The 12,020-nt window shown below is 78.2% G+C and carries 12 protein-coding genes; 5 read left to right on the top strand and 7 right to left on the bottom strand.

Going from position 1 to position 12,020, the window contains the following annotated elements:
* Positions 1-22: 22 nt before the first annotated feature.
* Both LO771_RS01425 and LO771_RS01430 read right to left on the bottom strand, forming a co-directional pair.
* Positions 23-433, bottom strand: coding sequence for a VOC family protein (locus LO771_RS01425; RefSeq protein ID WP_230647477.1), 411 nt, complete (start codon positions 431-433; stop codon positions 23-25).
* Between the two features lie 10 nt (positions 434-443).
* Entirely contained in the window at positions 444-926 is a 483-nt protein-coding gene (locus tag LO771_RS01430; protein WP_230647479.1) for a helix-turn-helix transcriptional regulator, read from the bottom strand.
* A 259-nt stretch (positions 927-1,185) separates the two neighbouring features.
* Here LO771_RS01430 and LO771_RS01435 point away from each other — a divergent pair, with 259 nt between their 5' ends.
* Complete coding sequence (locus tag LO771_RS01435; RefSeq protein WP_230647481.1) at positions 1,186-2,013, top strand: nucleotidyltransferase domain-containing protein; 828 nt, start codon at positions 1,186-1,188, stop codon at positions 2,011-2,013.
* Between the two features lie 171 nt (positions 2,014-2,184).
* A complete protein-coding gene (locus LO771_RS01440; RefSeq protein WP_230647483.1) occupies positions 2,185-2,469 on the top strand; it encodes a hypothetical protein in 285 nt (94 codons plus the stop codon).
* A gap of 122 nt (positions 2,470-2,591) precedes the next feature.
* Here LO771_RS01440 and LO771_RS01445 read toward each other — a convergent pair whose 3' ends face one another.
* A complete protein-coding gene (locus LO771_RS01445) occupies positions 2,592-3,107 on the bottom strand; it encodes a DUF4232 domain-containing protein (RefSeq protein WP_230647485.1) in 516 nt (171 codons plus the stop codon).
* 262 nt (positions 3,108-3,369) lie between these two features.
* Entirely contained in the window at positions 3,370-4,593 is a 1,224-nt protein-coding gene (locus LO771_RS01450) for a glycoside hydrolase family 6 protein (protein WP_230647487.1), read from the bottom strand.
* A 264-nt stretch (positions 4,594-4,857) separates the two neighbouring features.
* Between LO771_RS01450 and LO771_RS01455 the strand changes: the two genes are divergently transcribed.
* Positions 4,858-6,054: an MFS transporter gene (locus LO771_RS01455; protein WP_230647489.1), complete on the top strand. Its 1,197-nt coding sequence runs from the start codon at positions 4,858-4,860 to the stop codon at positions 6,052-6,054.
* A 97-nt stretch (positions 6,055-6,151) separates the two neighbouring features.
* Here LO771_RS01455 and LO771_RS01460 read toward each other — a convergent pair whose 3' ends face one another.
* The 3 genes from LO771_RS01460 to LO771_RS01470 all read right to left on the bottom strand — a co-directional run bounded on the left by LO771_RS01460 (position 6,152) and on the right by LO771_RS01470 (position 8,943).
* Entirely contained in the window at positions 6,152-6,382 is a 231-nt protein-coding gene (locus tag LO771_RS01460) for a hypothetical protein (protein WP_230647491.1), read from the bottom strand.
* A gap of 334 nt (positions 6,383-6,716) precedes the next feature.
* The gene (locus LO771_RS01465) at positions 6,717-7,907 is read right to left on the bottom strand and encodes a peptidoglycan DD-metalloendopeptidase family protein (RefSeq protein ID WP_230647493.1); all 1,191 of its coding nucleotides are present in this window, start codon (positions 7,905-7,907) and stop codon (positions 6,717-6,719) included.
* Between the two features lie 205 nt (positions 7,908-8,112).
* Positions 8,113-8,943, bottom strand: coding sequence for a serine protease (locus LO771_RS01470; RefSeq protein ID WP_374228044.1), 831 nt, complete (start codon positions 8,941-8,943; stop codon positions 8,113-8,115).
* A gap of 499 nt (positions 8,944-9,442) precedes the next feature.
* Between LO771_RS01470 and LO771_RS01475 the strand changes: the two genes are divergently transcribed.
* Positions 9,443-9,793 carry a hypothetical protein gene (locus LO771_RS01475; RefSeq protein ID WP_230647497.1) on the top strand — a complete coding sequence of 117 codons (351 nt, stop codon included), beginning with the start codon at positions 9,443-9,445 and terminating at the stop codon, positions 9,791-9,793.
* Positions 9,794-10,223: 430 nt separating this feature from the next.
* The gene (locus LO771_RS01480; protein WP_230647499.1) at positions 10,224-11,939 is read left to right on the top strand and encodes a hydrogenase maturation protein; all 1,716 of its coding nucleotides are present in this window, start codon (positions 10,224-10,226) and stop codon (positions 11,937-11,939) included.
* Positions 11,940-12,020 lie beyond the last annotated feature (81 nt).

Consider the following 12,020-nt stretch of genomic DNA (forward strand, 5'->3'; position numbering starts at 1 on the left):
GCGCGGGGCGGTGCCGGGCGGGTCAGCGGGAGGAGAGCACCTGGGAGAAGCGCAGGTGGTTGCCCGAGGGGTCGCGGAAGGCGCAGTCCCGGACGCCGTAGGGCTGGTCCACCGGCTCCTGGATCACCTCGGCGCCCGCGGCCCGGATCTTCCCGAAGGTGGCGTCGAGGTCGTCGGTGGTGAAGATGACCCCGCCGAGCGAGCCCTTGGCCAGCAGCTCCCGGAGGGTCTGCTCGTCGCCGGGACGGCCCATGCCGGGCACCTCGAGGACGATCTCGACACCGGGCTGGGAGGCGGGGCCGACGGTGAGCCAGCGGAACCCCTGGAAGTCGACGTCGGCACGGACCTCGAGGCCGAGGACGTCGCGGTAGAAGGCGAGCGCCTCGTCCTGGTCGTGCACCTGGAGGAACGTGTGGGAGAGCTTGAGATCCATGGGGGGAACGCTACGCGGGGGACAGGGCGGATGCTTCTCGAATCCTGCTCGGCCCGCCCGTCCTGCTAGGTCCGCCCGTCCTGCTCGTCCCGCCCGCCCCGCCCGTCCTGCTCGGCCGCGTGGCGGCCCGGGCCCAGCAGGCGGGCACGGCCGCGGCGGCACCGTGGTCGCGGGCGCGGTACGCACTCGGCGACTCGCCGACGATCTCGGTGAACCGCGAGCTGAAGGAGCCCAGCGAGGTGCAGCCGACGGCCATGCAGACCTCGGTCACCGTCATGTCGCCGCGGCGCAGCAGGGCCATGGCCCGCTCGATCCGACGGGTCATCAGGTAGGTGTAGGGGGTCTCGCCGTAGGCGGCGCGGAACTGCCGGGAGAAGTGGGAGGGCGACATGAGCGCGGCGCGGGCGAGGGCGGGGACGTCGAGCGGCCGCGCGTACTCGCGGTCGATGAGGTCTCGGGCCCGGCGCAGGTGGGCGAGGTCGTCGAGGGTCACGTGCCGAGCGTCCCACGGGGCACCGACAGCGTCCGGGGACGGCGGGCCGGTCGGGCGGCGGGGCGCCCCGCCGGGCAGGGAGCGGACGGCCCGGCGGGAGTCCGGGCGGGGGCGGGGCCCGGTGAGGGCGGGGCCCCTGCGGCGGGGACCGGCGGTACGGGCCCGCCGGGGCCGGGGCCGGGGCCGTACCGCGCGGGACCCGTACGGGGGGCGCGCCCGTCCTTGGCGCGGGGCCGGGTGCCCGGGCAGACTCGGCCGGATGGAGCGTGAGGCGGGGACGGCGGAACGGCTGGCGGGGATCGCGGAGCGGATCGCCCGCGTCGACGGGGTGGTCGGGGTCTGCCTGGGCGGCAGCCGGGCCCGGGGCGCGCACGGACCGGCGTCCGACTGGGACCTGGGCGTCTACTACCGGCCGCCGCTGGACACCGCCGCGCTGCGGCGGCTGGCCGCGGAGGTGGCGGACGGGCCGGCGGAGGTGACCGAGCCGGGCGGCTGGGGTCCCCGGGTCGACGGCGGCGGCTGGCTGACCGTGGACGGGACGGCCGTCGACTGGATCTACCGGGACCTGGACCGGGTGCGGCGGATCCTCGGCGAGTGCCGGGAGGGCCGCTACGAGGTGGGCGTCCAGGCGGGCCATCCGCTGGGGGTGTACTCGCACAGCTACGTGGGCGAGCTGGCGCTGGGCAGGGTGCTGGCCGATCCGGGCGGCGAGCTGGGCGCCGTCCGGGACGGCATCGACGGCTACCCGCCGGCGCTGCGCCGCGCGCTGGTCGGCGGGGCCCGCTGGGAGGTGCCCTTCACGCTCTCGGTCGCCCGCAAGGGCGCGGCCCGCGGGGACGCCGCCCACGTCGCCGGGTGCCTGTTCCGGGCCGTCGGGATGCTGGTGCAGGCGATGCACGCCGAGGCGGGACGGTGGCTGCTCAACGAGAAGGGCGCGGTGCGCGAGGCCGCGGCGCTCCCGGGCGCCCCGGAGGACTTCGAGGGGCGGGCGCAGGGCCTCTTCGGCGGGCTCGGCGCGGACCCGGGATCCCTGTCCGCCGCGGTGGACCGGGCGGAGCGGCTGGCCGCGGAGGTGCCGGGGGCCTGACGGGCGGGCGGCGGGCCCCGCGCACCCGGTGGGAGGGGGGCGGCCGCTGCGGGGCCGCCGCTGCGGCGGGCCGGGTACTCCGCAGGGCCGTACGGCGGCGCGCCCGGATGCGGGGGCGGTCCGGCGGCGGGGAGACTGGGGGCATTCCGATCCCCATCCCCCGGAGGCACCGTGGACACCTGGGCGACCTGGACCACTCAGGGCATCATCGCCGGAGCCGGCGGCGCGATGACGGCCGAGGTCGGCGTCATCACCGGCGACCTGACCGTGCACACCATGTGGGCGGACGACGAGGCCCGGGTCACCGTGCAGTACACGGGCGCCAGCGAGTGGTACACCCTGCAGGGCAGCCCGGTGCCCGCCGCCGACGAGGCCACCGGGCGGGCCGTCCACCAGCGGGCGGTGCGGGCCGTGCAGGCCGGGGGCGGGGCGACCGTGGGGCCGGTTCCGGCCTGAGGGCGCGCGGGCCGGGGCGGTCGCCCCGGCCCGCGCCCGGTGGACGGCCCCGGGCCCGGGGCTGGGGCCGGGGCCGGGGCGCGTCGGGGGTCAGGAGTTGCGGGGGTCAGGAGCTGCGGGGGTCAGGAGCTGCGGGACGTCACCGGGGAGACCTGGAAGACCCCGGAGCAGACCCTGTACCGCGTGGGGACGAGGACGGACCGGTAGGAGCCCGGCGGGTAGACCCGCAGGTAGGAGCCGGTGGGCCGGCAGGGACCGCCGATCGGCCCGTTGGTGGTGTGGAGGACGGCGGTCACGGTGCGGCCGGGCCGGACCGTCACGGTGCCGTAGCCGGCGCCGCTGCGGGTGGCGGGGGCGCCGATCGGCCGGCGGGCGGCGTCCAGCACGCTCACCCCGGGGTAGCCGCGCAGCGCGCAGCTGCGGGTACCGGTGTTGGTGAAGCGGACCGGCTGGTACAGCTGGCCCGCTCCCGGGTCCTGGCGGCCCATCGACAGGTGGAGGCTCCCCGTCGTGCACGTCGGCACGGCGGCGGGTGCGGCCTGGGCCGGTCCGGCCGCCGTGAGGAGGCCGGTGAGACCGAGGGCGGCCGCCGACGCCGCGGCGGCGAGGCGGCGGGGGGCGGAGAGGGTGTTGCGCATGGCACGCGCCTCCGTGGTCGGGGATGTACGGCGGGCACTCGGGAGGACGCGTACCCGCTCCGGTGCGGTTGCGCACGGTCGTGTGCGGTCCGCGGGGGCGGGGCGCCCGGCCCCGCCCCCGGGCGGGGGCGAGGGCGGGCCGGGTCGAGCGGCACGGGGCCGGTCCGGCGGGCCGCGGAGGCATGCGGCCCGCCGGGGTCTGCGGGAGGCGTCGGCCCGTGCGGGCCGCGGGGGTGCGGGAGCCGCGGGGTGCGGGAGCGGCTCAGCCGACCACGTGGGGGTTGGCGGTCAGCGCGGGGACGGCCCGTGCGGCGAGGCCGTGGGCCTGGTCCGGCCACCACACGCCGGCGGCGGGGTCGACGGCGCCGTACTCGGGGTCGGCCGGTCCGGCGGTGCCGCGGGTGCAGCTGCCGTCGGACTCCCCCGGCACCTTGATCCACAGGTAGGCGTCGAGCAGCGGGACGCCGGTGTCGGCGGTGGGCCGGGTCCCCAGGCCGCGCCCGGGAGGGTTGCACCAGGTCTGCGGGTCGGGGTAGGTCCCGGCCGGCGCCTCCCAGGGGCCCTGCCCGTTGCGGCTGGTGTCGACCACGAAGTGCGGCAGGTCGGCGCCGGCGGGGACGTGGGCGGCGTACCAGGCGTCGGCGTCGGCCGCGGGCCAGTACTGGTTCGCGCAGTCGTCCGCGGTGGCGCCGGGGGTGGTGCGCAGGTACCAGACGCACCCGGCGACCTGGGTGCCGTAGCGGACGAGCTCCGCGTCGGTGCGGTAGTTGGAGACGTCGAGGAAGAAGCCGCGGGCATGGGCGATGCCGCCGTCGACGAGCAGCTGCGCCATGGTGCCGACGGCCTGCCAGCCGCTGTGGCCCGCGTCCAGGTAGACGACGGCGCCGGGCCGCTGCTCCAGGCGCTGCGCGGCGCCGCGGATCTCGGCGAGCCGGTCGGCCTGCTGGGCGGCGGTGCCGCCGCAGTAGACGGGGCTGAGGGCGAGGCCGTCGGGCTCCAGGACGACGACGGTGCGGCGGGTGCCGATGCCGCGCGCGAGGGCGTCGACCCAGGCGGCGTACTGGCCGGAGTCGGCGGCGCCGCCCGCCGAGTACTGGGAGCAGTCGCGGCCCGGCACGTTGTAGGCGACGGCGACGGGGGTCTGGTGCTGCAGGGCCGCCCTCCGCTGCAGGCGGGCCATCGCGGCGGTGGTGTCGGCGGGGTCGTCGGTGCCGTTGAACCACTGGGCGACGGGCCAGGAGGCGAGCCGGGCCATGGCGGCGGCGTTCCTCGGGTCGCCGGCCCTGGCGTCGGCGACGGCCTGCGCCGCGGCCTTGCTGCCGAGGTCGACGTAGAAGTGGCTGCCGGAGGGCAGGGCGCGGTCGGGGGCGGGGACCGGGGCCGCGGGAGCCGCCGGGGCGGCCGCCGCGGGGACGGACGGGGCGAGGCAGAGGGCGGCCGCGGCAGCGGCTGCGGCCAGGCCTCGGGTGACACGGGTGCTGCGCACGGCGGGCGACTCCTCGGTCGGGTGGGCGTGGGAGCGCTTCCACAAAGGGGGGCGGGCACCGGCGTTCCGGGGTTCGGGGGATGCGGGTCGGAGGACCGCGCGATGCCGGTTCACCATGAAGCCAGCGGGATGTGGACGCGTCAAGAGCGGGCGCAGGATTCCCTTCGGGAAAGGGCGGAGAGAGGGGGTTCTCCATGGGAGCGCTCCCGCAGCGGGGGGAGGCCCTACCCTCGGGTCATGAAGCGACGACATTGACCCTCACCGGTGCGGCGGCTCGCCCGCCGTCTCTACGCCCACGCGTTCGCCGAGGACTTCGTCCCGCTGTACCCCCTGTACGCGCTCCTCTTCACCGGGCACGGCCTCTCGGACGCGCAGGTCTCCTCCCTCTTCGCCCTCTGGTCGGCCACCTCGGTCCTCCTGGAGGTGCCGACCGGCCTGTGGGCGGACTCCTCCTCCCGCAGGCGGCTGCTGACGGTCGCCCCGCTGCCGGTCGCGGCGGCCTGGGCGCTGTGGACCTTCGCCCCCTGCTACGCCTCCTTCGCCGCGGGGTTCGTGCTGTGGGGCGTCGGCGGCGCGCTGCGCTCCGGTGCGCTGCAGGCGCTCGTGTACGAGGAACTGGTGCGGCTCGGCGAGGCGGGCGCGTACGCCCGCCTGACCGGCCGCTCCCAGGCCGTGGGCACCACCGCCGTGGTCGCCGCGACGGCACTGGCGGGGCCCCTCCTGTCGGTCGGCGGCTACCCGGCGGTGGGGGCGGTGAGCATCGCCGCGACCCTGCTGGCGGTACCGGTGGCCCGGTCGCTGCCCGAGTCGCGCGACCGGCCCGGACCGGGCGGCGGCGCGGAACCGGACGGCCGGGCCGGGCCGGGGGACGGCGCGGAACCGGACGGCCGGGCCGCGGAGGCGGGGCGGGCGTCCGGGGTGCTGCGGGCCGGGCTCGCGGAGGTGCGGCGCGCCCCCGTCGTGAGACGGCGGCTGCTCCTGCTGGCGGGACTGCTCGGGCTGGGCGCGCTGGACGAGTACGTCCCGCTGGTCGCCGGCGCCACCGGCGCCGGACCGTCCACCGTGCCGCTGCTGGTGCTGCTGGTCACCGCCGGCACGGCGGCGGGCGGGTGGCTCGCGGACCGGGGCGGCGGCCGGGCCGCGGGCGTCCTGGCGGTGGCGGCGGTCTGCCTGGCCGAGGGCGCGGCGAGCGGCCGGCCGGCCGGCACGGCCCTGGTCGCGGTGGCGTTCGGCGCCCTGCAGTGGGCGCAGGCCGCCGCCGAGGCGCGGCTGCAGGACGCCGTCGGGGACGGCGCCCGGGCCACGGTCTCCTCCCTGGCGGGGGTGGGCTCGGAGGCGGCGTCGGTACTGCTGTACGGCGCCTGGGCGCTGGGCTCGGCCTGGGCGCCGCCCGGGGTGCTGCTGGCGCTGGCCGCGGGCCCCTTCCTGGCGGCGGCCCTGTCCCTGCGGCGGAGCCGGTGACGCCCGGGTCCGCCGGGCCGCCGGGCCGCGGGGCGGCCGCCGGCCGGTCCGCCCCGGAGCGGCGGGCGCCCGCGCCCGGCGGCCCCTCGACGGGACGTCAGCGGCCGGGGCGGTTGGCCGTGCGGACCCAGCGCAGCACGGCGGCGCAGGTCTCCTCGTCGAGTTTGGCGACGGCGCGCATCGCGGCGGCGTCGCCGGGCGCGGTGGGGACGCTCGCGTCGGAGAGGGCCAGCAGGAGCTGCCCCCAGCGGTCGGCGGCCGTCGGGATCGCCAGGGTGTCGGCGGGGCGCAGGAGGACCGTTCCGGTGTCGGGGCGCGGCTGGCTCATGTGCGGACCAACGAGCAGGACGGCCCGCGGGGTGTGCGCCGAACGGGTCATGACGGCGGGCCGGGACGCCCGGCGGCGCGGCGGACGGGGCCGGGCGGGGCGGGGCTGGGCGGGGCCGGGCGGGGCCGGGCGGGGCCGGGCGGGGCCGGGCCGGGCCGGGCCGGGCGGGGGTCGTACCGTCCGCGGGCGCGGCCGTGCGCGGGACCGGGCCCGGCGGCGGCCGTGCCGCGCCTCAGGGGCCCCGGGTCACGCGCCCCTCCCGGGAAGCGGCCGCCGCGGGAGGGGACGCCGCGGGAGGGTGTGCCGCGGGAGGGGGTGTGCGTCCGACGGGGCCTCAGAGGTGCAGGCCGTGGCGGTGCAGCCAGGCGACGGGGTCGATGTCGGAGCCGTAGCCGGGGGCGTTGCGGACCTCGAAGTGCAGATGGGGGCCGGTGACGTTGCCGGTCGCGCCCGAACGGCCGAGGAGCTGGCCCGCGGCGACGGCCTGGCCGCGGTGGACGGCGACGGAGGAGAGGTGCCCGTACAGGGTGTAGGTGCCGTCGCGGTGGCGCAGGACGACCTCGTTGCCGTAGGCGCCGCCCCATCCGGCGGTCACGACGGTGCCCGCGAGGGCCGCGCCCACCCGGGTGCCGGTCGGCACGGCGAAGTCCTGCCCGGTGTGCCGGTGGGCCCAGTGGCTGCCGGACGCCCGGTACCCGGCGGTGAGGGTGTAGCCCCGGACCGGGAGGGCGGCGCGGACGGCGGGCGCGTGGTGCGACGGCGCGTGGTGCGACGGCGTGGAGTGCGACGGCGCGTGCCGTGCGGGCGCGTGGTGGGCGGGTTCGTGGTGGGCGGGCGCCGGGCGAGAGGGGGCCGGGCGGGAGGGGGCCGGACGGGCGGGTTCGTGGTGGGCGGGCGCGGAACGGCCGGGGGCCGCGGCGGGGAGGGTGAGGCGCTGGCCGGGCAGGATGAGGTCCGGGTCGCCGCCGACGACACGGCGGTTCTCGCGGTAGACGCTCTGCCAGCCGCCGTCGACGTCCTCCTCGTCCGCGATCGAGGCGAGTGTCTCGCCGCGGCGCACGACGTGCGCGGCGTGTCCCGCGTGCCGGGGCGCCGGGGGCGCGGTGGACGGCCGGTCGAGGCGGAGCCGCTGGCCGGGGAGGATGCGGTCGGGGTCGGGGCCCACGCGTTCGCGGTTCTCCAGGTAGACGCTGCGCCACCCGCCGGGTACGCGGTGGCTGCGGGCGATGCCGGAGAGGGTCTCGCCGGGCGCGACGACGTGGACGTCCGGCCCGGCGGCGGCGCCGCCGGCCTTGGGCGCCGAGGCCGGGGCGGGCAGCCGCACGGTGCCGGTGAAGGCGGTGTTCTGGAGCAGGTCGCCGTTGACGGCCGTGGCGTCCGGGTCGGCGTGGGCGGGCGCCACGCCGTGCGCGCCGGCCGCGGCGAGGGGGAGGCCCAGCCCCGCCCCGGTGGCGCCGGCGGCGAGCGCGAGGCGATGGGCGGACGTGCTGCTGCGCGGACGGCGGTGGCGTCCCTCTGATGCCATCGTGCCCCTCCATCGGGTCGCGGCGGGCGGACGGTGGGTGAGCACATGACACAGTACGCATCCGCTGACCGGCCGTCACCGGTATGGGTGAATCCCCTGCGGTGACCCGCCCGGCCGCTCTCCGGAGGGGCGGGGGGAGGGGCCCCGCCGGCCGCGGGACGGGGCGGCCGGCGGGGGTGGGGGCCGCCTGTCGGGGCCCGGGCCGTCAGGGCCTGGGCAGGCGGCAGTCGGGGAGGGTGAGGTCGAGGGCGGTGCCGGGGGCGAAGCACCGGGTGAGGAGGTAGGTCTCCTCGGCGTAGTTGATGCCCTTGCGGACCGTCACGCCGCCGTTCTCGTCGACCTCGCACGGGTTGTCCACCGTGCAGCTCCCGCCGTCCTCGTTGCCGGTGTTGTTGACTGCGACCAGCAGGCCGGTCGAGGTGTCGACCACCGGGGAGCCGGAGGTGCCGCCGATGGTGTTGCAGGCGGGGGTGTAGCGGACGGAGTCCTTCCAGACCCAGCCGCCCTCGTGCAGCTCGTGGACGAAGCCGTCGACCGCGCAGGTGTAGGTGCGCTTCCAGTACCCGGAGACGACCTTGACCGGCTCGCCCTGGACCGGGTGGTCGGCGGAGACGGTCAGCGGGTCGACGCCGTACCGGCTGCGGATGGCGGCGTAGGTGGTGGTGAGCTCGTACAGGGAGACGTCGGTGTCCGTCATGGTCGCGTAGACGAGCTTGGCGGCACGGAGCGTGCCGAGTCTTCCGGCGGAGGCGTCGAGGAGGGTGAAGGACCGGCTGGAGGGCCGGTCGACGAGGACCTCGCCGGGGTCGGGCATGCCGCCGGAGAGGCAGTGGCCGTTGGAGAGGACGAGGGCGCGGTCCTGGGGCGCGGAGTCCGGCATGCGAACCAGCGAGCCGGAGCAGTTGCTGAGGGCGACGGTCCCGGCGTAGGTGACGGTCACGGCGGGGGCGGCGGCGGAGGCCGGGGCCGCTCCGGACAGGGCGGTGGCCCCGGTGAGCGCCGCGGCCGCCAGCGCACCGGCGAAGGATCTCTTCAGGGGGGTGCCAGGCAAGGTGGGCATGGCTCAAAGTTGTCGTGAGCATGACTTGATGTCAAGAGCGCCGTCCGGCCGGGCACGGCGGCGCGGACCGGACAGGCCCCGCACCGCGCGGCGGCACGGCGGGTCACGGCGGGTCACGGCGCCCGCACGCTCCCCGGTCGGCCGGCGGGCCGCCTGCGGGGCGTCGGCCGGCGCCGCCGTGTACCGCCGAGGGCGGGCGGCGCAGCCGCCGGCGCCGGACCCCCGGGTGCACGGCGAGGACGCGCCGGACACACCGACGGAGGCGGGAGGCGGGGTTCACTCGTTCGAGGAGCGCCCGGCAGCCTCCGTCCCCGCACCGTCGCGGCCGCGCGGATTCTGAGGCTCCGTCCGCCGTCGTCCGGTTGGACTCGCGGCCGCTACCCGGACGGCCGTCTGCGGATGCGGCCCGCCGAGGGCCCGGCCTAGCGTCATGGGTGTCGGGGGAAATTCCGAACAACACATGAGGTGACTTGAAGTGTCCAAGCGCATCGCGCGGGCTGCCGCAATCGTGACCCTGGCCGCCGCTTCGTCCATCGTCCCGCTCGCGAGCTCGGCGTCGGCCGCCACCGACTCCGCCTACTCCTACCGTGGCGGCGGCGGCCACGGCGACGACTGCGGCCGCGGCGGGCACGGCCGTGGCGGGTACGGCGGCGAGCACGGCCGCGGTGGGTACGGCGGCGAGCACGGCCGCGGCGGCTACGGCCGCGGCGGGTACGGCGGCTACGGCGAGTTCGGCCGCGGCTTCGGCTACGGCAACGGCTTCGGCTACGGCTTCGGCGGCTGGGGCTTCGGCGGCTTCGGCAACAACGTCGTGATCGTCTTCTGACGTTCCGCCCGTACGGGAGCCCGGAGGCCTGCGCCTCCGGGCTTCCGGCTGTCCGGGGCCGGGCGGGGCCTGACGGGCCCGGGAGGCACGGCCGAGGGTGGGCGGGCGGCAACCGGGGACGGGCCGGGCCCCGCGGACCGGCGGCCGGCCCGCCGGAGACCCGCCCTCCCGGCGCACCGACTCACCGGCACGTCGGTATGGCGGTACGTCGGCGCACCGTTCACGCCGCCTCGCGCACGGAACCGCAGGAGCGGCCGCACCAGGCCCTCCCTCCGGGGGGCGCGCCGTTCGCCCTCCGCGCCCCGGACCTGCGTCACGCGAACGGGTGACCCCGGGCCCGAACAGAGCCGGCCGGTACGACCGCGTGTGCCAGCCTGGGTCCTTCTCCCGGCCTCTCCCGGGCCGGCAGCTCCCGTCGAGGTGGGCCGCCATGCAGATCCTGCTCGTCGCCAGCGCGTTCAACAGCCTCACCCAGCGCGTCTTCGCCGAACTGCGCGACCACGGACACCGGGTGGCCGTGGAGCTCGTCCGGGAGGACGACGGCTTCCGCCGCGCCCTGGCGCACCACTCCCCCGACCTGGTGGTGGCGCCCATGCTCACCACCGCCATCCCCAAGGACGTCTGGTCCGCCGTCACCTGCCTGGTCGTCCACCCGGGCCCGGTGGGCGACCGCGGGCCCTCCTCCCTGGACTGGGCGGTCGCCGAGGGCGCGGAGCGCTGGGGCGTCACCGTCCTGCAGGCCGAGGAGGTGATGGACGCCGGCGACGTGTGGGCGGCGGCGGGCTGCGCGGTGCCGCCGGTGGGCAAGAGCGACCTGTACCGGGGGGAGGTGGCGGACGCCGCGACGGCCGCCGTGCTGCGGGCGGTGGAGCGGTTCGCCTCCGGCACCCACACCCCGCAGCGGCAGACGGCGGACGACCAGGTCCGCACCCGGCCGTGGTTCACCCAGGACCTCCGCCGGATCGACTGGTCGTCGGACCCGACCGGCCTGGTGCTGCGCAAGCTGCGGGCGGCCGACTCCCAGCCGGGCGTGCGGGACGTGCTGCTCGGCGCCGAGTGGTTCCTGCACGGCGGCCATCCGGAGGACGTCCTGCGGGGCGAGCCCGGCCGGATCGTCGCCACCCGCGACGGCGCGGTCTGCCGGGCCACGGTCGACGGCGCGGTGTGGATCCCGCAGCTGCGGCGGCCGCGCACCCCCGGCGGTCCGGCCGGCTTCAAGCTGCCCGCGGTGACCGCGCTCGGCGGCAGCCTCCCGGACGTGCCGGAGGTGCCCGCCCCGCTGACGCCTCCCCCGGGCCGGCGCACCTGGACGGAGATCGAGTACCACGAGCACGGGCCGGTGGGCCTGCTCCGCTTCTCCTTCCCCGGCGGCGCCATGAGCACCGGGCAGTGCCGCCGCCTGCTGGCCGCGTACCGGCACGCGCTCACCCGGCCGACCTCCGTGCTGGTCCTGGGCGGCGCTCGGGACTTCTTCTCCAACGGCATCCACCTGAACGTCATCGAGGCCGCCCCCGACCCCGCCGCGGAGTCCTGGGAGAACATCAACGCCATGGACGACCTGGTGGAGGCGGTCCTCACCACCGGCGACCGGCTGACCGTGGCGGCCGTGGGCGGCAACGCCTCGGCGGGCGGGGTGATGCTGGCGCTGGCCGCCGACGAGGTGTGGTGCAGGGCGGGCTCCGTCCTCAACCCGCACTACCGGCTGATGGGCCTGTACGGGTCGGAGTACTGGACGGACTCGCTGCCGCGCCGGGTCGGCCCGGTCCGGGCGGACCGGCTGATGCGCCAGGCGCTGCCGGTGAGCTCCGCCGCCGCCCACCGCATCGGCCTGGTCGACCGGGTGGTGTGCGCCTCCCCGGAGGGGTTCGGGGCGGAGGCGGTCCGGCTGGCGGCGGAGCTGGCCGCCTCCCCCGACCTGCCGCTGCGCACCGCGGCGAAGGCGGCGGCGCTGGGGCCGGAGCGGCTGGCGGAGCTGGCGGAGTGCCGACGGGCGGAGCTGGAGCGGATGCGGCACGACTTCTGGGGGCCCGGCGGGGACTACCACCGGCTGCGGTCCGCGTTCGTCCGCAAGGAGCGCACGACGGGCACCCCGGAGCACCTGGCGGCCGTCGCGGACACGGCCCCGCCGCGTCCGGAGCGCAACTGAGCGCCGCCGGGCGCCGCGCGGGACCGCCCCGTGCCGCCCGGCACCGCGCGGTGCCGCCCTCTGCGGCGGGTGCGCCTCCGC

It is taken from the genome of Streptacidiphilus sp. ASG 303, from assembly GCF_020991365.1.
Taxonomy (GTDB): domain Bacteria; phylum Actinomycetota; class Actinomycetes; order Streptomycetales; family Streptomycetaceae; genus Peterkaempfera.